The 19,911-nt window shown below is 66.9% G+C and carries 20 protein-coding genes and 2 pseudogenes; 13 read left to right on the top strand and 9 right to left on the bottom strand.

Annotated elements, in window-relative coordinates; all coding sequences use genetic code 11:
* Positions 1 to 102: 102 nt before the first annotated feature.
* Positions 103 to 759, bottom strand: coding sequence for a class I SAM-dependent methyltransferase (locus Q4V64_RS39660; RefSeq protein WP_124438594.1), 657 nt, complete (start codon positions 757 to 759; stop codon positions 103 to 105).
* Positions 760 to 784: 25 nt separating this feature from the next.
* Positions 785 to 1,693 carry an SMP-30/gluconolactonase/LRE family protein gene (locus Q4V64_RS39655; protein WP_124438595.1) on the bottom strand — a complete coding sequence of 303 codons (909 nt, stop codon included), beginning with the start codon at positions 1,691 to 1,693 and terminating at the stop codon, positions 785 to 787.
* 97 nt (positions 1,694 to 1,790) lie between these two features.
* On the opposite strand from Q4V64_RS39655, the gene Q4V64_RS39650 reads away from it, so the two are divergent.
* The 3 genes from Q4V64_RS39650 (at position 1,791) to Q4V64_RS39645 (ending at position 4,140) form a co-directional block, all read left to right on the top strand.
* Positions 1,791 to 2,225, top strand: a complete 435-nt coding sequence (locus tag Q4V64_RS39650) for an Lrp/AsnC family transcriptional regulator (protein WP_124438598.1) — start codon at positions 1,791 to 1,793, stop codon at positions 2,223 to 2,225.
* 91 nt (positions 2,226 to 2,316) lie between these two features.
* Positions 2,317 to 2,517, top strand: a complete 201-nt coding sequence (locus Q4V64_RS55525) for a DUF4236 domain-containing protein (protein WP_124438596.1) — start codon at positions 2,317 to 2,319, stop codon at positions 2,515 to 2,517.
* 93 nt (positions 2,518 to 2,610) lie between these two features.
* Positions 2,611 to 4,140, top strand: a complete 1,530-nt coding sequence (locus Q4V64_RS39645; RefSeq protein WP_124438597.1) for a UDP-N-acetylglucosamine 1-carboxyvinyltransferase — start codon at positions 2,611 to 2,613, stop codon at positions 4,138 to 4,140.
* Between the two features lie 122 nt (positions 4,141 to 4,262).
* Here Q4V64_RS39645 and Q4V64_RS39640 read toward each other — a convergent pair whose 3' ends face one another.
* The 5 genes and pseudogenes from Q4V64_RS39640 to Q4V64_RS39620 form a co-directional block, all read right to left on the bottom strand.
* Positions 4,263 to 4,481: a hypothetical protein gene (locus tag Q4V64_RS39640; RefSeq protein WP_253266828.1), complete on the bottom strand. Its 219-nt coding sequence runs from the start codon at positions 4,479 to 4,481 to the stop codon at positions 4,263 to 4,265.
* Positions 4,482 to 4,505: 24 nt separating this feature from the next.
* Positions 4,506 to 4,674, bottom strand: a pseudogene (locus Q4V64_RS39635) (transposase); the annotation flags it as partial.
* Between the two features lie 558 nt (positions 4,675 to 5,232).
* Positions 5,233 to 6,651, bottom strand: coding sequence for an aminomethyltransferase family protein (locus tag Q4V64_RS39630; RefSeq protein WP_124438599.1), 1,419 nt, complete (start codon positions 6,649 to 6,651; stop codon positions 5,233 to 5,235).
* 40 nt (positions 6,652 to 6,691) lie between these two features.
* A complete protein-coding gene (gene purU / locus Q4V64_RS39625) occupies positions 6,692 to 7,591 on the bottom strand; it encodes a formyltetrahydrofolate deformylase (RefSeq protein ID WP_124438600.1) in 900 nt (299 codons plus the stop codon).
* Complete coding sequence (locus Q4V64_RS39620; RefSeq protein WP_253266829.1) at positions 7,588 to 8,412, bottom strand: methylenetetrahydrofolate reductase; 825 nt, start codon at positions 8,410 to 8,412, stop codon at positions 7,588 to 7,590. Before Q4V64_RS39620 ends, purU begins: the two co-directional genes overlap by 4 nt.
* Before the next feature lie 437 nt (positions 8,413 to 8,849).
* Here Q4V64_RS39620 and Q4V64_RS39615 point away from each other — a divergent pair, with 437 nt between their 5' ends.
* Both Q4V64_RS39615 and Q4V64_RS39610 read left to right on the top strand, forming a co-directional pair.
* Entirely contained in the window at positions 8,850 to 9,437 is a 588-nt protein-coding gene (locus Q4V64_RS39615) for a TetR/AcrR family transcriptional regulator (RefSeq protein ID WP_216377570.1), read from the top strand.
* A 63-nt stretch (positions 9,438 to 9,500) separates the two neighbouring features.
* Positions 9,501 to 9,885, top strand: a pseudogene (locus tag Q4V64_RS39610) (transposase); the annotation flags it as partial.
* Positions 9,886 to 9,977: 92 nt separating this feature from the next.
* Here the strand turns inward: Q4V64_RS39610 and Q4V64_RS39605 are convergent.
* A complete protein-coding gene (locus tag Q4V64_RS39605) occupies positions 9,978 to 10,967 on the bottom strand; it encodes an IclR family transcriptional regulator (protein ID WP_124438603.1) in 990 nt (329 codons plus the stop codon).
* A 465-nt stretch (positions 10,968 to 11,432) separates the two neighbouring features.
* On the opposite strand from Q4V64_RS39605, the gene Q4V64_RS39600 reads away from it, so the two are divergent.
* The 8 genes from Q4V64_RS39600 (at position 11,433) to Q4V64_RS39565 (ending at position 18,983) form a co-directional block, all read left to right on the top strand.
* Positions 11,433 to 12,746: a Rieske 2Fe-2S domain-containing protein gene (locus tag Q4V64_RS39600; RefSeq protein WP_172629083.1), complete on the top strand. Its 1,314-nt coding sequence runs from the start codon at positions 11,433 to 11,435 to the stop codon at positions 12,744 to 12,746.
* Positions 12,747 to 12,777: 31 nt separating this feature from the next.
* On the top strand, positions 12,778 to 13,284 hold the full coding sequence (locus Q4V64_RS39595) for an aromatic-ring-hydroxylating dioxygenase subunit beta (RefSeq protein ID WP_124438605.1): 507 nt from the start codon (positions 12,778 to 12,780) through the stop codon (positions 13,282 to 13,284).
* Positions 13,285 to 13,363: 79 nt separating this feature from the next.
* The gene (locus Q4V64_RS39590) at positions 13,364 to 14,056 is read left to right on the top strand and encodes a dienelactone hydrolase family protein (RefSeq protein WP_124438606.1); all 693 of its coding nucleotides are present in this window, start codon (positions 13,364 to 13,366) and stop codon (positions 14,054 to 14,056) included.
* 202 nt (positions 14,057 to 14,258) lie between these two features.
* Positions 14,259 to 15,641: an MFS transporter gene (locus tag Q4V64_RS39585; protein WP_124438607.1), complete on the top strand. Its 1,383-nt coding sequence runs from the start codon at positions 14,259 to 14,261 to the stop codon at positions 15,639 to 15,641.
* 150 nt (positions 15,642 to 15,791) lie between these two features.
* Positions 15,792 to 16,652 carry an alpha/beta hydrolase gene (locus Q4V64_RS39580; protein WP_124438608.1) on the top strand — a complete coding sequence of 287 codons (861 nt, stop codon included), beginning with the start codon at positions 15,792 to 15,794 and terminating at the stop codon, positions 16,650 to 16,652.
* 158 nt (positions 16,653 to 16,810) lie between these two features.
* Positions 16,811 to 18,463 (top strand): thiamine pyrophosphate-binding protein, encoded by a 1,653-nt coding sequence (locus tag Q4V64_RS39575; protein WP_124438660.1) that lies wholly within the window; start codon positions 16,811 to 16,813, stop codon positions 18,461 to 18,463.
* Positions 18,464 to 18,484: 21 nt separating this feature from the next.
* The gene (locus tag Q4V64_RS39570; RefSeq protein ID WP_124438609.1) at positions 18,485 to 18,706 is read left to right on the top strand and encodes an IclR family transcriptional regulator C-terminal domain-containing protein; all 222 of its coding nucleotides are present in this window, start codon (positions 18,485 to 18,487) and stop codon (positions 18,704 to 18,706) included.
* A 28-nt stretch (positions 18,707 to 18,734) separates the two neighbouring features.
* Positions 18,735 to 18,983 carry a hypothetical protein gene (locus Q4V64_RS39565; protein WP_216377572.1) on the top strand — a complete coding sequence of 83 codons (249 nt, stop codon included), beginning with the start codon at positions 18,735 to 18,737 and terminating at the stop codon, positions 18,981 to 18,983.
* 9 nt (positions 18,984 to 18,992) lie between these two features.
* Here Q4V64_RS39565 and Q4V64_RS39560 read toward each other — a convergent pair whose 3' ends face one another.
* Complete coding sequence (locus Q4V64_RS39560) at positions 18,993 to 19,784, bottom strand: alpha/beta hydrolase (RefSeq protein WP_172629084.1); 792 nt, start codon at positions 19,782 to 19,784, stop codon at positions 18,993 to 18,995.
* Positions 19,785 to 19,911: the final 127 nt, after the last annotated feature.

The following is a 19,911-nucleotide window of genomic DNA, read 5'->3' as shown; positions in this document are numbered from 1 at the left end:
CGGCAGGGTGCATTCAGCGCGGTTTCACGATGGTTTCAGCGGCCCGGAACCGGGGTTGCCTCGGGTGGCCGAGCAGCCGAGGCGTCATCGATGAGAGTGCGCTCAGCGGTGGTGCCATACGAGCGTATAGCGCCAGAACAGCCGTCGTCGCAGCCGAGCGCCGGGGAGTACGTCTGCGGTGGCACGGACGATGTCGTCAAAGGTCATGTCGGCCGGGCGAGTTGGGGCCGTCATGGAGAGGGGCCGGGGCGAGCGGCGGCCCTTGTTCTTCAGCCAGCCGATGGCCGCGTTGGCCGGGACGGCGAGAGCACCGAGCAGGTGGTCCGCGGGGGTCTGAGCGCGGAACAGTCCGACGATCACCACGGTTCCTCCCGGCGCCAGATGACGGCGGATACAGGTGAGCGTCTGGGTGAACGGCAGGTGGTGGATGGTGGCGACGCACGTGATGACGTCGTAGGAGCCGGCGGGGAACTCGGCTGTCGCGTCCGCCACGGTGAAGGTCACGGGGAGCGCGGCAGGCGTCAGCTTCCGGGCCTGGGCGGTGATCGCCGGATCGGAGTCGACTCCCGTCACGGCAGCGGCGCGTCTCGCCAGAAGCCTTGCGAAGTCGCCGCTGCCGGAGCCGATGTCCAGGGCGTGGTGGAAGCGTGTCGGCAACTGCCGCAGGATCCAGCGGTGGTAGTGGGCGTTGTGATCCCAGGGGTGGGCGGCGTTGAACCGTTCGAGAGCGCGCAGGACGCGAGGCGACAGGGTCTTCATCCGGCCCACCATCTCAGTCGGGCCGTCACCGTACCCGGGGCAGGCCCGTCACGGACATCACGAGTGAGTACAGCGAGGTCGTCGCCGTGATGAACAGGCGGTTGTTCTTCGGGCCGCCGAAGGCGACGTTGGAGACCGGCTCGGGTACGCGCAGTCTTCCGATGAGGGTGCCGTCGGGGTCGTAGCAGTGCACGCCGTCGTCGAACACGGCGGCCCACAGCCGCCCTTCGTCGTCGAGGCGGATGTTGTCGAAGCCGCCGGTGTGCTCGGCGAAGACCTTGCCGTTGGCGAGGGTGCCGTCCTGACGCACGTCGAAGACGCGGATCTGTCCGGCTCTTGTGTCGGCGACGTACAACTGCCTTTCGTCCCGCGAGAAGACCAGGCCGTTCGGTCCGCCGAAACCGTCCGCGACGCGGTGCACCCCGCCGGTCACGGGGTCGATCCGATAGACGTCGCAGGTGCCGATCTCGCTCTCGGCGCGGTGTCCCTCGTAGTCGCTGGTGATCCCGAAGTCCGGGTCCGTGAACCACACCGAGCCGTCGGAGCGTACGGCCGCGTCGTTCGGGCTGTTGAGGCGCTTGCCCTCGAAGCGGTCGGCGAGCACGGTGACGCGGCCGTCGTGCTCGGTGCGGGTGACCCGGCGGTTGCCCTGCTCGCAGCTCACCAGTCGGCCCTCGCGGTCGAGCGTGTTGCCGTTGACGTACCCGGCCGGGGAGCGGAAGACGCCGATCGCGCCGGTTGCCTCGTCCCAGCGCAGCAGGCGGTCGTTGGGAATGTCGCTCCAGATCAACTGCCGCCAGGCGGGCAGGTAGAGCGGCCCCTCGGCCCAGCGGCAGTCGGCGTGCAGCCGCTCGAGCCGTGCGTCGCCGTCGGCGCACTTACGAAAGCGCTCATCCAGAACCTCGTACAGACTTTTGAGGATCTCACCAGACATGACCAACCCTTCTCCTAGTTCAGCAGAATGTCGTTCGATGTGATCATAGTGTGTCCGAACCAGATATGGTGAAGGCATGGGGATGGCGAAGGAGATCGTGGACGACATCGACAGGGCACTGATCGCGGAGCTGCAGCGCGACGCCACACAGGCCTACGCAGCACTCGGCAGGGCGGTCGGTCTGTCGGCCGGAGCGGCTCATGACCGTGTACGCAAGCTCCGTGAACGCGGTGTCATCCGCCGCACGACCGTGGATGTCGACCCGGCCGCCCTCGGGCGGGGCGTACTCGCCTTCGTCATGGTCGACTCGTCGGCCTGGATGGGGGACGCGAGCGCATCCTTCGCCGCCATCCCCGAGATCCAGGAGGCCCACGCCATCGCGGGCACCGCCTCCGTCCTCGTCAAGGTGCGCACGGCCACGACGGAGCGGTTGCAGGACGTGCTGCGACGGCTCTACGCGATCGAGGGTGTGAGTGGGACTCAGGCGACGGTCGTACTGGAGACGTTCTTCGAACGGCCGGTCCGCGCGTGAGGGGAACCGGTGGAGTTCACCCATCAGTTCACCCATTCGGGGTAACCGACAGCGAAGGGCACGCATGTCGAGCCCGGCGAAAGGAGGCACGATGCCCCTCACGTTCCGCAAGAGTTTTCGAATCCTTCCCGGAGTGCGGCTGAACATCAATCGGCGCTCCTGGTCCATCACCACCGGCGGCGGCAAGCACGGGCCGCGGCACACCCATAGCAGCACAGGGCGACGTACGACATCGGTGGATTTGCCCGGACCTTTCGGGTGGCGTCGCACGCGTACCGCCAGGCGCCGCTGACGACCCGCGTCTCACCAGGCACGATTGACGGTCCATCACCCGAATGGACCCCCCTGAGATGTGCCATCTCATATCTGAGATAGCCTCAACCTCATGGCAGACGACTACCTCGTACGCATCGGCAAGCTCATCCGTGACGCCCGGCAGCACCGGGGCTGGACACAGGCGCAGCTCGCCGAGGCGCTCGGCACCAGTCAGAGCGCCGTCAATCGCATCGAACGCGGCAACCAAAACATCAGCCTTGAGATGATCGCTCGCATCGGGGAAGCCCTGGAGAGTGAAATCGTCTCGCTGGGCTACGCGGGTCCGATGCATCTGCGGGTGGTCGGCGGTCGTCGGCTGTCCGGCGCGATCGACGTGAAGACGAGCAAGAACGCGTGCGTGGCACTGCTGTGCGCCTCGCTGCTCAACAGCGGGCGCACGGTGCTGCGCCGGGTCGCCCGGATCGAGGAGGTGTACCGCCTCCTGGAGGTGCTCAACTCCATCGGCGTCCGCTCCCGCTGGATCAACGACGGCGTCGACCTGGAGATCGTGCCGCCGGCCGAGCTGGACATGGCGGCGATCGACGCGGAGGCCGCCGTACGCACGCGGTCCATCATCATGTTCTTCGGCCCGCTGCTGCACCGCATGGACCACTTCAAGCTGCCGTACGCCGGCGGCTGCGACCTCGGCACGCGGACCATCGAACCGCACATGATCGCGCTGCGCCGGTTCGGGCTGGACATCGCGGCAACCGAGGGGCAGTACCACGCCGTGGTCGACCGGTCGGTCCGCCCCGGCCGTCCGATCGTGCTGACCGAGCGCGGCGACACGGTGACCGAGAACGCGCTGCTCGCCGCCGCCCGGCACGACGGCGTCACGGTCATCCGCAACGCCTCCTCCAACTACATGGTCCAGGACCTGTGTTTCTTCCTGGAGGCGCTGGGAGTCAAGGTCGAGGGCATCGGGACGACGACCCTCACGGTGCACGGCGTGCCCACCATCGACGTGGACGTCGACTACTCCCCCTCCGAGGACCCGGTCGAGGCGATGAGCCTGCTGGCCGCCGCCGTCGTCACCGAGTCGGAGCTGACGGTGCGCCGGGTGCCGATCGAGTTCCTGGAGATCGAGCTCGCGGTGCTGGAGGAGATGGGCCTCGACCACGACCGCACGCCCGAGTACTGGGCCGACAACGGCCGTACACGCCTGGTGGACCTCACCGTCCGGCCCTCCAAGCTGGAGGCGCCGATCGACAAGATCCACCCCATGCCGTTCCCCGGCCTGAACATCGACAACGTCCCGTTCTTCGCGGCCATCGCGGCGGTCGCCTCGGGCAAGACACTGATCCACGACTGGGTCTACGACAACCGCGCGATCTACCTGACGGACCTGAACCGCCTGGGCGGCCGCCTCCAACTCCTGGATCCGCACCGGGTGCTGGTCGAAGGACCGACGCGCTGGAGGGCCGCCGAGATGATGTGCCCGCCCGCGCTGCGGCCCGCCGTGGTCGTCCTGCTGGCGATGATGGCGGCGGAGGGCACGTCCGTGCTGCGCAATGTGTACGTCATCAACCGCGGTTACGAGGACCTCGCCGAGCGTCTCAACACGATCGGGGCGCAGATCGAGATCTTCCGGGACATCTGAATGACGGATGCCGCCACACTCCGTCTGACCTGCGTGGATGCGGGTCAGGAGGGGGTGCGGCGGCACCTCTGGGACTTCTCTGGGGATTTGGGCCAGGACCGGGCTTCTGCCGATCGTCCGGACTACGCGAAGACCGCGTCGATGGCGGAGCTGCCGCGGGCACCCGCGCGGGGCAGGAAGTGCGCGTACTTCCGGAGCGTGAACCCGGGGTCCGAGTGGCCGAGCCATCGGGCCAGGGAGACCACCGACTCGCCGGCGTCCAGTTGCTCGGAGGCGTAGAAGTGGCGCCGGACATGGTAGCCGTGCTCCCGGGAGGGCTCCCACACTCTCGTCCCGTCCAAAGCGCTCTCCGCCAGCGCTGCGACGAAGCCCAGCTCCTGGGGCAGAAACTCCCAGCGAATTCCCGGTGTACAGCACGAACAGGATCCCGCACAGCACCTTGCGACGATCCAGACGCTTAAGACCTGGACGCCGCGAATTACGCGGGACGACCGGCAGCAGCGGCTCGATGCGCGCCGCCAACTCGTCGTCGATCTCCCACGGTCCGGCAGCGGTCTTCCTCGTTGACGCTGGCTCGTACCCCCTTCAGCCAGCGTCAACGAGAACTGACACACCGTCATTCCCAGAGGTCCAGAAACCTCTTTGTGTCAGGAGTCGTAAGGCTATGGGGAGGGTGGGCACAACGGGCGGCAACCCCACGTACCCGGCCCGCCCCGGTGGGGGGGTGGGGGGGTGGGTGATCCCCTTATCCCGCCCCTTCCCGAAACCGGGGCTCGCGCCCCGGGCCCCCGGGGGGTTCGTCGCCGCGTGCGGCCCGGTGGTGGGGTTGTGCCCACCCACAGCCCCTCGCGGGGCTGCGAGTGCCCAGATCAGCTCGTACTCGGCGCGGAACGGCGCCTCGCGCAGCAGCCGTACGCCCGCCTCACGCTCGAGGGTCCATCGCCTCGCACACCTGCCGCGCCCGCAGCGGGGCGTCGGCCGCGGCGAACATCGCCATGATCTGCTGGCGACGGCCATGGCCTTCCTTCACTCGCAGGGCGGGCTGGTGCCGACGCCGGGGCAGTGTCGGCACCAGCCCGCAACGCGGTTCGTTCAGACGCTGAGTGCCGCTCGGATCGAGCGCTGCACCTGGGGGGAGTAGGGGGCGGGAGCAACGGTCGCGCGGACGGTCGTCTGCTCGTGGCGTTCGACCTGAGGCTTACGCGAACCTCCGTTGGGCTCGCCCCAGGTGATGGTCACCTCGGTACCAGGAGTCGCGTGCTCCGGGCAGAGCATGGCCAGCGACAGCATCTCGCCGATGGGGTTCACATAGCCGGCGTGGCACGAGACTCCGGCCGTCGAGCCGTCGGCTCCGGTCACCGTGTCGAACTGGTTCCAGGCGTAGTACGCGACCGGGAAGTCCAGCGACTTGTAGCGCGGGCCCTCGCCGAACTGGGAGCCGAGGATCCGCATCACATCCTCCCGGTCCCACACCAGGGCCACCTTCTGGCGGCGCTGCTCGGGGCGGATCGCTTCGAGCGCCTCGCGGCCGATGAAGTCGTGGTCGAACTTGACGACCCGGCCGTAGCCGAGGTCGTACGGCGTGACGTAGTAGTCGGTGATGTCCGCCGAGTAGAAGCTGCCGCCGAGTTGGGTGCTGGCCTCCCAGGTGTCGGCCGGCAGCCATTCGCGGTAGTCGCGGAGCTCGTCACCGCTGAAGATGCCCGGCACCGGGTAGGGCATCCAGGCACCCGACATCGGCGTGCTGAAGTAGGCCTGGGTGCCGACGGGCACGATCCCGTACGGCTCGCCCGCCTCGAGCAGGCGATCGCGCACCTTCTTCTCCGCCTCGAACGGCCCGGACAGTTCGACCCCCTGGTTGCCGGCCATTCCGTGACGCAGCACCAGAACGTCGACCCCCGCGATCTTCACCCGGACGGTGCGGAAGAACCCCAGGTCGGGCACGTCGCCGTCGATCGCCGCGGCGAAGGTCTTTCCGGCGGTGGGTCCGTCGAGCTGGAACCGGAAGTTGACGCGACGCCCGGTCGGGTTCGCGGTGGAGTGGTTGTCACGGGTGATCTTGACGTCGTACCCGCCGGTCTCGGCCTGGTACTGCACCCAGTTGAGCACCGGCATACCGCTGACGAGCTCGTACGTCTCCTCGCCGATGCGGTAGGCGATGGAGTCGCCGATCACATGGCCGGACGGCGTACACGCGACGAACTGCTTCGCGCGGTCGAGGGTGAAATTGCCGAAGGTGTTGACACCGACCCGTTCCAGCAGCCGTAGGGCGTCGGGTCCTTCGACGAAGAGCTCGGGCATGTGATGGGACTGGTGGAACAGCGCGGTGGTCTCGGCCCAGGCCCTCTGCTCGTCGCGCCAGTTGGTGAAGGCAGGCGGAATCAGCGCGCCGGTCTTGGCGACTCCGGCCCGGCTGAAGTGGGGAGCAGCGCATTCGTTGTAGAAGTACTCGACGAGGTCGGGGGTCTCGTCGATGAGGGCCTGGAGCGAACGTGCCGGCCGGTCGGTCATGGTGGTGCCTTTCCGTACGTCGACGATATGGATGCCGCTGTCAGAGCACGACGGTGTGGTTGTGATGGCGGATGACGCGGTCCTGGCAGTGCCAGAGCACGGCTCGTGCGAGGACCTGGCGTTCGACATCGGCGCCGCGACGGGTCAGCTCGGCGACGCTCTCCGCGTGCGAGACCCGGACGACGTCCTGTTCGATGATCGGGCCCTCGTCGAGGTCCTCGGTGACGTAGTGCGCGGTGGCGCCGATCAGCTTCACACCACGCTCCTTGGCCTTGCGGTAGGGCCCGGCGCCGATGAACGCGGGCAGGAACGAATGGTGAATGTTGATCACCGGTACGCCGACGTCGTTCAGGAAGTCCCCCGACAGAACACGCATGTAACGGGCCAGTACGACGAGATCGACGTTGCCGACGAGCAGGTCGGCCATCTCCTTTTCCGGGCCCTCTCGGTCCGCTCCGGCGCTGGGAACATGGAAGAAGGGGATGCCGAAGAACCGGACGTGGTCGGCCACGTCGGGGTGGTTGGAGATCACCGCCGGTACCGTGATCGGCAGTTCGCCCCGACGCTGTCGCCACAGCAGTTCGAGCAGACAGTGGTCGGACTTCGACGCCAGGATGCCCACGCGCAGCGGCGTCGAGAGATCGCGGAGCCGCCAGGTGAGCCCCAGCCCGTCGCGTACGACGCGGTCCAGCCCGGCTTCCAGCTCGGCCAAGGCCGCCGACAAGCCGGGCAGGTGGAAAACGGTGCGCTGGAAGAACGCGCCGCCGGCGGGATTGTCGCTGTGCTGGCCGAGGGTCACGATGTTGGCGCCGCGATCACGGAGCACATCGGCGACGGCGGCCACGATACCGGGGCGGTCGGGGCCGTGCACGATCAGCGAGGCATGGTCGGGCAGCAGACCGAGTGACTCCACCGCGCCCGAAGCGTTGGTGTGGATCATCGGATTCGCTCTTTCCTGGCCGAGACCCACGCAGCCGTCGCGGCCGGGTGGCCGAAGGTGTAGAAGTGCACGAGAACCGGGCCGTGGTCGGGGGTGAGCCGTCCGGCGAGGCTGTCGATGAATCGGTCGGGGCCCGCCGAACCGACGAGACGGGTCAGCGAGATGCCGTACTTGCCGACGATTCCCGCCGACGACTTCACCCCGAACCGGCGGGCGTAGCCCAACAGACGCTGAATGCTTGCCGGGCCGGGCACGCCGACGCGGATCGGCACGGTGATGCCTCGCCCCCGGACGAGTTCGATCCACTGGATCACCGTCTCGGAGTTGAAGCCGAACTGGGTGGTCACCGACACCTGCATCGACTGCTCGGTCGCTGCCGCGATCTTGTGTTCCAAGGCATCCCACAAGGCCGAGTCGTCGATGTGAGGGTGCCCCTCCGGGTAACCCGTGATGCCGACGTGACGGACGCCGTACTCCTGCAACAGGCCCGTCCGGATCAGGGCGAGCGCGTCGCCATACGGGCCATGTGGCTCCGCGGGATCGCCGCCGATCACGAACACCTCCTCGTTGGCTCCGACCTCACGCAGCGCGCTCAGGAACTGGCGCAGCTCGGCCTCGCCGGTGATGCGCCGAGCCGCGAGGTGGGGAACTGGACGGAATCCGTGTCCCCGAGCCGCACGGCACGCCTCGATGCGGACCGAGAGCGACTCGTTGCCGAGATAGGTGACGTTGACGGCTGTTCCCGGGTTGAAGTGTGCGGCGACCTCTCCCAGGGCGGCCACGTCCTTGCCCGTGATTTCGATGGAATGGTCTGCGATCACCGCGGTTCCCCTGGTTCCCGTTGCCGCTGTCATGGCGGTTCCTCTCAGATGGCTGGTGCGGGGTGGATGAAGGAACGCCGGTCACCGGCGCGTGGCTGCTGGCCGGCCGTTTCTTCACGGATGCGGCGGTGAGTGAGACAGGGCGCGACAGCCGTGGAAGGCCGTGCGGGACTGCCCGTCGCGACCGAGCTCGCGGTGGCAGCGAGCGTGCCGTTTCGCGGCTGTCGTGCGTCGGGTGCGGGGCGGATGGCTGACACAAATACTCCCTACGAGGGTGAGTGCGCGCACAGAGGCGTAGCCGGGGAGCCCATGGTCTAATCGTAAACTGAACCGTATAGTAAATGAAATATCCCGCGGCGAGGACGTCAAGCCTTGGGGGTGGGTTGCCGGTGGTGCTCGGTGGAGAGGGCGACGGCAACTCGCGTAGGGTGAGTGCCGTGAGAGGCGAAGGCCAGCGGGCGCGACGAGGTCGAGCGCGCGATCACTCCAAGGATCAAGCTGTCCTCGAGGCGACGATCAAAGTGCTGGCGTCCGAGGGTCTTGCCGGGCTGTCGATGGATCGCGTCGCCGCCGTTTCAGGTGTCTCCAAGGTCACTGTCTACACGCGTTGGGCCAGCAAGGACGCAATGATCGGCGCGGCGCTGGCGTACCTCCGAGTCGGCCATGTTCCGGAGGGCACTGGGTGTGTTCGGGACGACCTGGTAGCGCACTTGCGCGCCATGCGCCAGCAGTACTACGAAAGCGGTGGTATGGCGCTCCTGGGCAACTGCCTGGCTGACGAGCCGAGTTCGGGAGAGCTGCTCGCCCGAATCCGGGAGAGCACGCTGCTGCCGCGCCGCTCTCATTTCGCCGAGGTGCTCCGGGCCGGTGTCGAGCGGGGCGAGCTGCGAGCGGATACCGATGTCGAACGGGCAACGAGCCTCGTGGTCGGATCCCTGTACGCGGATCACGTCGCGGGCCGGCCGATGGGCCCGGACTGGGAGGAATCGGTGGTGGACGATCTCCTCCGAGGGCTGAGGGCGTAGCTGCCGCCTAGTAGGACTCCGTCAGGTCTGTATCGCGGTCCTGTTTGGGGGCGTGTGCAGGGTGTGGATGCACATCAAGTGAACCTGGCTCGGGCGAAGCTGGCGTTATTCGTAGCCGACGTGTTCGCGTCGGTGCCGCGCAGGACCAGCGGGCGAAGGTGACTGCTGTCTGCGGGGACTGATACCGGACGGGCGACGTAAGTCGATCCAGCCGATGGCGGAGCGGCTGCCGGACGGCAACGAGCAGAACCTGCAGCAGTTCGTGAACCAGTCGACCTGGGATCCGGTAGCGGTGCGGCGGCGGATCGCGGAGCGGATGGTGCCGCAGATCGGCCCGGATGCCTGAGCGGTCGATGACGTGTCGTTCCCCAAGGACGGCCGGATGTCGGTGGCGGTCGCGCACCAGTACTGCGGAGCGCTGGGCAAGCAGGCCAACTGCCAGCGTGCACGCACTGAACTGGTCCGCCTGGCAAAGATCCGCTGGCGCATCGAGCACGAACCGGGAACTCAAGCACGGCCTCGGCCTGGACCACTCACCCTCTACCAGATCCTCGACACCATCCAGGACCTGCTGAACTGCTGGACCGGCACCTGCGCCACCTGCCATCGCCCCCTGCCCAGAACATCCACCACCAGGCAGAACCCCAAGAGCCAGAGCAACCTAACGGAGTCCCAATAGCCGTCACTGCATGAACGACCACCGAGCTTGCCGCGGACGCCCACGTCCGGGGTCCACCCCAACCGGCGGGAGATCCCCGGGCCGCTGGTGACGACTGACGGGACAACCGCCGCCAGCGGCACCGACCCGGAACGCACCACCACCGACAACGCGGCGACGACCCGCCCCTCGGCGTCCATGATCCGCGTCGCAACCGAGTCCGCGCCCTCGGTCAGCTCCTCACGCACGATCGCCGTCCCCGTTCGCCGGCACTCGCCGAGTTCACGGCGGAGCTGTGCAGGATCGGTGACCGTCTGCGGAGTGAACGGGTCGAGCCCGCGCTCCACCACGGCGTCGAACAGCGTCCCGTCGGTGTGGGCCAGCAGCACCTTGCCCACCGCCGAGCTATGAAGCGGTAGCCCCCCGCCCACCTGCGACACCAGGCCCACCGCGTCCGGCTTGGACAGCCGCTCCAGGATCACCGCCTCGGATCCCGCGAGAACCGCGAGCTGCACGTGCTGCTGCAGGGCGATGTAAAGGTCCTCCATGGACGGCATGGCCACCGTGCGCAACGGCTCCGTCAGCGGCGCCAGCGTGCCCAACTGCCACAGCCGTGTCCCCACGGTGAGCACACCGTCGACTGCCCGATCGAGGGCGCCCGCGGCCATCAGCTCGATAGCCAACCGGCGCACCGTGGCATCGGGCAGGCCCGTCCTACGGGCAAGCCCGGCGAAGGTGAGCCGAGTGTGACCCGGCCCGAACGCGAACAGAACCTGCAGAAGCCGGGAGCTGACACTGCGCCCCGGTTCGCTGGTCGTCGGCACGGGACGGTTATAGCCGGTGAACGAACACCTGCCTAGGGTTCGTTTCATTCATCGAGAGCCGCGGTTGCCTGGTAGACCGAGCCGGCGAAGGATCGCCCCATGCTCACATCATCTGCTGGCACTCTCCGTGTCGCCATCGTCGGGGGTGGTATCGGTGGCCTCGCCGCGGCCGCCTTGCTGCACCGCGTGGGCCTGCCGAGCGCCGTCGATGAGCAGGCCCCGGAGCTGAAGGAGGTGGGCGCCGGGCTGGTGCCGGCACCGAAGGGTGTCAGGACCGCGTGGCCCGCCACGGCAACACGACCGTCGTCTTCTGAGACCCAGTGATCGACGGCGCGGTGGTCGAGGCGGTGGCCGGCCGGGCCCCGGGCGCCGTTCGTTGAATGAACAGGTTCATTGCACCATGGCAACACGGACGTAATCATCTGTTGTTGCCGCAACTCAGTTCCATGAGCAATGCGAGCCCGAACAGGTTCGAATGAGCGCTTGAATAAAATCGCCAAGGAGGAGGCAACAATGACTGTCAGCCCCGCTTCACCAGGACTCAGCGACTCCGATCTCGGTAGCCTGGTTGAGCCGGAACGCGTTCACCGCCGGGTGTATGCAGACCCCGATGTCTTCGAACTGGAAATGGATCGTATCTTCGGTCGGACCTGGATCTATGTGGGGCACGACAGCCAGGTGCCGCAGCCGGGCGACTACTTCACGACGCAGGTTGGGCGCCAGCCGGTCGTCATGACGCGCCATACCGACGATCAAATCTATGTGCTCGAGAATCGCTGCCCGCACAAGGGTGCGCTGGTGTGTCCGGAACGGTCCGGCCACGCGGATCGGTTCATGTGCATGTATCACGGCTGGCGGTTCAGCGGCGACGGCTCGCTCAGGTCCGTGCCTGTGCGCTCCGGTTATGAGGGCTCATCCTTCGACCCGAACAATCCCGCAAATGGTATGAAGCGCCTGCCGCGCGTCGAGAACTATCGCGGATTCGTGTTCGCCTCGCTCGTCGCGGATGGGCCCGATCTCAGGACCTGGGCCGGCGAAGGACTTCGTAGTTTCGACAGTATGGTCGACCGTGCTCCGGATGGTGCTGTTGAGGTCATCGGCGATTGCTACCGAACCGTGCAGAACAGCAACTGGAAAATCTTTGTCGATAATATGAGCGACGGCATGCACACGTCTTTCGTGCATCACCAGTCGGCGCGGGCGGCGAAGCGGAGCCTTGAAAAGTTCAAGGTCAATTCCGCCGGTGGCCTGGAAGTGGCGGCGTTGCTTGCCGGTCAACCCGACCAGATGGCGAAGATTGACCTGGTGGCGCATCCGAATGGGCACTTCGATATGAAGGCCTTCGCTCCTGACCCGACGGGCCCTGATGGAGAAAAATACAAGGCGTCGCTGATCGCGCGCCACGGCAAGGAGGGCGCCGAGGCGATCCTTCAGCGAAACTTCCATAACGCCTTGATTTTCCCGACTGTCATCCTGCAGTCGTCGCTTCAGCAACTCCGCGCTATTCGTCCGCTCAGCGTCGACAAAACGTTGCTGGAGATCTGGATCTTCCGCCTCAAAGGGGCGCCGGACAGTTTCACGAGTCGGGCCATCACAGCCGCCAACACCGCGAACTCGCCGTCGAACATCGTCGCGGCCGACGACTTCGAGTCCTATTACCGGTGTCATGCCGGGCTGGTAGGTCCCGAGTCGGAATGGGTGCTCTTGAGCCGAGAGGCGAATCGCGATGTGCCGGTCGGCACAAGCCTGCAGGGGCTTACTGGAAACTCGGAAGTCTGCATGCGCAACATGTACCAGGCCTGGCGCGAGTGCATGACGGCGCAGTGAGCAGCGTCATCGACATCGGGAGGATCGAAGCATGCTAAACACCACAAAGACGTCGGCGCTCCGACTCAGTCGCAGCGAAGCCGAGGATTTCCTCTTCCAGCAGGCGGAATACATCGACAGCCGCGATTACGCGCCTTGGATCGATTTGTTCTTGCCCGATGGCGCCTATTGGATCCCGGCGCGGCCTGGCGATACCGACCCCAAAGCGCAACTATCGTACATGTACGATGACGTGCCGTTCATGGTGGCGCGTTGCGAACGGTTGATGGATTTCGGCACCGCCGGGCAGCAGCCAATCACGCGAAGCAGTCACATTGTCGGCAACGTGCGTATCGGTGACACGACAAGCGATGGAGAGCTCGTCGTTCACTCGCGTTTCCAGGTGACGCAGTTCCGGCGCGACGTTGTGACGTCGTTCGCGGGCGCATATACGCACCACCTCGTGGGGACTCCAGAGGGTGTCAAAATCCGCCTACAACGCGTGGACCTCATCGATTGCGACGGCATCCACGACTACATCCTGCAAGTTTACGTCTGACCGGGGCCCCGAAAATGGGACCAGCGCTCACCGGCCGACCGGGACGCAACGCTTGCAGATCGATTCAGGGAGGGAACAAATGACCGTGATTCGCAAACAGGTGGAGGCCGAGGACGGGAAGTTCGAGGCGTATCTTGCCGCGACCGAGACAGGAAGGGGGCCAGGTGTGGTCATGGTCTCGTCCATTTTCGGCATCGATCAGGACTTGACGAACATGCTCGACGACCTCGCCAACCGGGACTGCGTCGCGCTTGCGCCGAATTTCTTCTGGCGCGATCAGGATTCGGGCGTGCTGGCCCTGCCGGAGACGCAACGCGCGATTGACCGCGCCATGCGAAACGACTTCACAAAGACGCTGAGCGATCTCAGGCGTGGCATCGCAGAGGTTCGCAGCCATCCCAACTGCAACGGCAAGATCGCAGTATTCGGCTTTTGCTTTGGCGGCCCCTTCGCATGGCGGGCAGCATGCGATGGGCTCGGCATCGACGCCGCCGTGTCGTTCCATGGCACCTACGTGTCGAAAGCCATGCGGCCCGGCGACCAACCGAAATGCCCAGTATCGTTCCATTACGGCGACAAGGATGACTTTGCACCGCCGGAGGAGCTCGAAACGGTACAGAAAGCGGCAGACGCCACCGGCAGCGAATTCGTGATCCACCCGGGCGCAGGGCACGCCTTCACGATGCCCCTCAATCCGCATCACTATCATGCGGAAGCTTCGAGAAAATCTTGGGACCGTGCGCTGCAGATGCTCGATGCGCTGCGTACCTAGAGCATTTCCCGATCAGCCGGAATGCTTTCATGCTTAGCCACGGAAGTGACGGGACGTCGGCGGGTCCTGCAGGCAGCCAGATCCTGTTGGGACAACCCGCCGGCGTCCGCAACGTCGTCAGCTGACCGTCTTTCCGCCCGCCGCTCCACCGTTTGGAAGAAGTGAACGGCGCCGATCCTTCTTGAACTCGCAGGAGCATGCCATGTCCACTTCTGCAGCGCCAGCGGCTGTCGCTCAGAAACGCAATGCACGTACCGCGGCCACCTCTGGATTCTTCGGTACCGCATTGGAGTACTACGACTTCTTCCTCTACGCGACCGCCGCCTCACTGTTTTTCGGCCGACTTTTCTTCCCCCACCCCGCGCAGGGCACCCTGCTCGCGCTGAGCAGCCTCGGTGTCGCCTACGTCGCTCGTCCGTTCGGTGCGGTGCTGTGGGGGCACCTCGGGGACCGGTTCGGCCGCAAGAAGATCATGATCGCGATCCTGCTCACGATGGGGATCGCCACCTTTCTGGTGGGATGTATTCCGAGCTATGCGACGATCGGCCCGGCAGCTCCGGTCATCCTCGTCCTGCTTCGCGTGCTCCAGGGGTTGTCCGCGGGTGGCGAGCAGGCAGGGTCCGCCCTGCTGGCCTTCGAACACGCGCCCGAGGGCAAGCGTGCTTTCTACACCAGTTGGACGCACAGCGGGACGCAGTTCGGGAACTTCCTCGCGAGCGTGGTGTTCCTGCCGCTGACCGCGTTCCTGCCGGACGATGCCATGCTCGCTTGGGGATGGCGGATCCCGTTCTGGCTGAGCGCCCTGGTCATCGCGTTCACGTTCGTGCTTCGTCGTCGGCTGGCCGAACCCGAGACCTACCAGGAGCTGAAGCAAGAAGGGCCGGTCACCAAGGTCCCGCTCGTCGAGGTGCTCCGCGGCCACTGGCGCGCCGTGCTCCGGGTCGCCGTGGCCGGGCTCTGCCTCGCGCCCACCCCCCTGGTGTACGTCTTCGGCCTGAGCTATGCCACCACCGGGATCGGGCTCAGCCGGTCGCCGATGCTGGGCTTGATCGCGGGCGCCAGTCTCACCTTGATCGCCACCCAACCACTGTTCGCGATGCTGTCCGACCGCATGGGCCGCAAACCCGTGTTCGTGACCGGCGCCGTAGGCTGCGCGGCGCTGACCCCGGTATGGCTCCATGCCGTCCATACGGGCAACTGGACGCTGATCTACCTGGCCGGCTTCGCCATCATGGGTGTCTTCTTCGCCATGCAGAGCGGCGTCGTCCTCGCCACCTTCCTGGAGATGTTCCCGACGCACATCCGGTTCACCGGCATGGCGGTCAGCTTCATGCTGGGCGTTGTCGGCACCGGTTTCCTCCCGGCCATCGCCCAGTCGTTCGTCCAGAACGACCCCAACAACTGGCCGCCGGTCGCCTGGCTGTTCGTGGCAATCATCCTCGCTGCCGGTGTGGCCGTACTGACTGGGCCGGAGAACCACCGGGTTCCCACGGGCGAGCTGGGACTCACCCGAGCCAGGAGGACAGTTCCCACGACCGGCGATGCGGCGACGCCGGAGGTGTCCGGCCTGAACTCCGCACCCTGATTCGTGACAACTATTACGTGACCAGTGAAAGCTACCTAGTGCGCCGCGCTCCGAGCGTGGACTCATCGAGGAGGACGACATGATGGGGAACGTCTTCACCAGAGGGCTCGGTGAGGTCGACAAGGAGCTCGCCGCCGCGGAGGTGATCACATGGTGACCATCTTCCGGGAGGTCGTGTACGCGCAGCCACTCGGGTTCCGTCCCCTCGCCCTGGACCTTTACGTCCCAGCCGAGCCGGTCGCCCTGTGCCTCTACCTGCATGGCGGTGGCTGGCGCATCGGCAGCCGCGCCGACGGCCTCGAAGTCGGCCCGAACGTCCCCAGGTCGCCCTGGCAGCAGCCGTCCTTCTTCGAGCGGATCGCGCAACTGGGCCTGGCCGTGGCGAGCGTGGAGTACCGGCTGAGCGGGGAAGCCCGCTTCCCGGCACAACTGGAGGACGTGGAAAGCGCGGCCCACTACCTCGCTGAGCACCGAGGCGACTTCGGGATCTCGACCGACGCCCGGGTGTGCTGGGGAGGCTCCGCGGGAGGGCACCTGGCGGCGCTGCACGCGCTGACCACCTCGCTGCCGGTGTCCGCGGCCGTCTGCTGGTACCCGGTGACCGACCTGGTCGCCCTACTGGCGGACATCGACGATGCCGGCGGACAGGCCGACCGGAGCCGGGAGTCCCGGGAGGCCCGGCTGCTGGGCGCGACCGCGGACGAGCGGCCGGAAACGGCTCGCGCCGCCAGCCCCGTCCACGCCGTACGGCCGGGCGCTCCGCCCTTCCTGCTCCTGCACGGCGACAAGGACACGGCCGTTCCGCTCCGGCAGAGCCACCGGCTGGCCGAGGCGCTGCGAGCTGTGGGAGGCCACGCCGTAGTCGAGGAGGTCCCCGGCGCGACCCATATCTTCCCCGAACTCGACGACGCGGCGTTGCAGGGGCTCCTCGAACGATCGGCGCGCTTCCTCCTCGCAGCGGCGACGGGCGAGAAGGGCGCCGCGGCTCGCGGACATGGTGCGCCGGGGTAACCCCGTGCACCACCGCGGTCAGGGCGGATGGCCGCTTGCGATAGGACTCTCCGGCACGGTCCCCGACTCCATACACCACAAACGCCGGCGCATGCCCGTGAAGGCCAAGTCGCGGTCGTGAACCAGCACCATCGGACGACACAGAGGAGCAAGGCGTGATGAAGGTCGCGGAGGCAGTCGGGCGGACGCTGGGACACCTGGGCGTGCGTCAGGTGTTCGGAGTGGTGGGCAGCGGGAACTTCCACGTCACCAACGCCCTGATCGCAACGGGGGCCCGGTTCGTAGCGACCCGCCACGAACACGGCGCGGCGGTGATGGCCGACGCCTACTCACGGGCCACGGGAGAGGTCAGCGTGGCCAGCTTCCACCAGGGCTGCGGGCTCACCAACGCCCTGACCGGCATCACCGAAGCAGCCAAGAGCCGCACACCCCTCCTGGTCGTCACCGGAGACACATCTCCCACGCAGTCCAACTCGAACTTCTGGATCGAACAGGAGCTCCTGGTCCGGGGCGTCGGCGCCACCTCCGAACGCGTCCACAGCGCACAGACCGCGGTGGCCGACGCCGCACGGGCCTACTCCCGAGCCCTGCTGGAGCGGCGCACCGTGGTCCTGCACCTCGCGCTCGACGTGCAGAAGCAGGAACTCGACTGGTCTCCCGATGTCGTCCCCCCGGTCCCCGAACGGGAACTGCCCACCGCCTCACCCGGTGGGGTGCGGCGCCTGGCCGACCTGCTGGCCCAGGCCGAGCGGCCGGTGCTGGTCGCCGGCCGCGGCGCGCTCGACGCCCGGACCGAGCTCGAGGAGCTCGCCGAGGCCGCCGGGGCCCTGCTCACCACCTCGGCCGTCGCGCGGGGCCTGTTCGCCGGCAACACCTGGTACCTCGACGTGATGGGCGGCTTCGCCACCCCCACCGCCTCGGACCTGATCTCCGACGCCGACCTCCTCGTGTCCTTCGGTGCCGGCCTCAACCAGTGGACCACCCGCGCCGGTGAGCTCGTCGGCAACACCACCACCGTGGCGCAGGTCGACCTCGACCTCGACGCCATCGGCCGACACCGCCGCGTCGACCTCGGTATTCAGGGCGACTGCGCCTCGACGGCACTGGCGGTCACGAAGGAGCTGGCCGACCGCGGCGCCACGAGGCCGCGGTATCGCTCCCCGGCCGTGGCCGACCGGATCAAGACCGGGCGGCGCTGGCAGGACGAGCCCTACGACGACACCTCAACCGACGCGCCCGCCGACGAGCGCATCGACCCCCGCACCCTCACCATCGCCCTGGACCGGCTGCTCCCCCGCGAGCGCGTCATCGTCCCCGACGGCGGCAATTTCAACTGCTACCCCGCCATGTTCTTCGAGGTCCCCGACAACCGCGGCTACTGCCTGCCACTGGCCTTCCAATCCATCGGCATGGCACTCGCGGCAGCCATCGGCACGGCGATCGCCACACCCGACCGGCTCACCGTCGCCGGCATCGGCGACGGCGGGTTCATGATGTGCCTGACCGAACTCGACACCGCCGTGCGCCTCGCGCTCCCGCTCGTGGTCGTCGTCTACGACGACGCGGCCTACGGCGCCGAGGTTCACCACTTCCCCGACTACCCCTCGGACACCGTCGTCTTCCCCGACACCGACCTCGCCGCGATCGCCCGCGGCTTCGGCTGCACCAGCGTCACCGTACGCACCGTCGACGACCTCGACCAGGTACGGGACTGGCTCTCCGGGCCACGGACCTCCCCGCTCGTCATCGACGCCAAGATCACCAGCTTCCCGTCATGGGTGCTGGCGCACTCCTTCACCGACGAGTCATGACCCGCTTGCGCCGCACCGGTCCTGCACCGCGTCGGCGGCCGGTTCTCACTGCACCCCACAGGTGTGGGCGAGTGCCGCCCGCCTTCGCTCCACAGAAGGTTCAGGAGAAGGTGCTGGCCACCTATGAGATCCTTCACGCCGCTGACGGTCGCCTCTCCCGTCGAACTGCGCCGGATTCTCGCTGACGCCCGGACACGCGGCTTCGCCGTCAACGATCGTCAGTTGACGTGCTCCCTGGCCTAAAGTCCAGGGAGCACGTCAAACTCTCCGCGTGGAGCGCGCGGGGTCGCTGAGCTTCCACGACCGCCGATCAAGTGATGAGCGCCGGGCGCGACTTCGGCATGTGGCTGCCACGGGCGACCACATCGCCCATCCAGCAGCCCAGCCGTACCACCCGGACATGGAAATCTCGGACGCCTACGCCATCCAGCAGGTGTGGGCGGCCAAGGGGGTCGCGGCAGGTGCGCGGCTCGTCGGTCACAAGATGGGGTTGACGTCGCGAGCGATGCAGTTGGACTGACAGTTTCGACTACCCAGCGAAATCATTCAGCAACTCATTGAAGCGGCCTGGTTCCTCGATGAAGGGCGCATGCCCGCTATCGGCGAAGATCTCAACGCGAACGTCGGGAACCTTCTCCCTGAACACGTCAGCGTTGACGACGGGAACGAGCGCGTCGTGCTCGCCGTGGATGATCAGTGTGGGCAAGGCGATGTGCGGGAGCAGGTCAAACATGTTCTGGTTCAGACCATCCCAGAGCGCCGCCGCGGCTCCCTCGGCAGGTGCGGTCTTGAGTGTTTCCTTGGCGAGCATGTGGAACTCGCCCTCGGGAGGAAGCCGGTGAAACCACTGCCGCATGGCCGCCGGCGCCACGGTGGCGAAGTCCTGCTCCAAGGCGGTCCGCAAGGCATCACCGGCTGCGACGTCACCGATACCGTTCGTCCAGCCAGCGCGGTTGACGGGCGATGGGCTGCTGCCGATAAGGCAAATTTTGCGAATCCGGTCGGACCCGAAGAGGTCCAGGTAACTGAGCAGCGTCGTGGCGCCGAGCGACCATCCCACGGGCACGACGTCGTACAGGCCAAGAGCTGTGAGAATGTCGTGCGCGTCGTGCGCGAGCCGTCCCACGCGCTGTCCCCGTCGGGTCTTCTCGGACTCGCCCTGCCCGCGCGGGTCGTAGACGATCACCCGAAACCGATCGGACAGCGCGTCCAACTGACGGTCGAAGAAGCGGGTCGTACATGTGAAACCCGGGATGAAGACGATCGGTCTCCCGCGCCCCTTCTCCCGGTAATGCAGCTCAACACCGTCACTTGCGGTCAAGATCGGCATTGTTACCGTCCCCATATGAGTGGTTGGCCGAGCGACGCACGACGCAGTGGCAGTGGCAGTGGCAGTGCCATGAACACATGCTGCATGGCCTCTATCAGCGGCGGAACGGGTACGTCCG

The organism is Streptomyces sp. NL15-2K (assembly GCF_030551255.1).
Classification (GTDB): Bacteria; Actinomycetota; Actinomycetes; order Streptomycetales; family Streptomycetaceae; genus Streptomyces.
The sequence above is the reverse complement of the archived record's forward strand: the minus strand, read 5'-3'. Positions and strand labels throughout refer to the sequence as shown.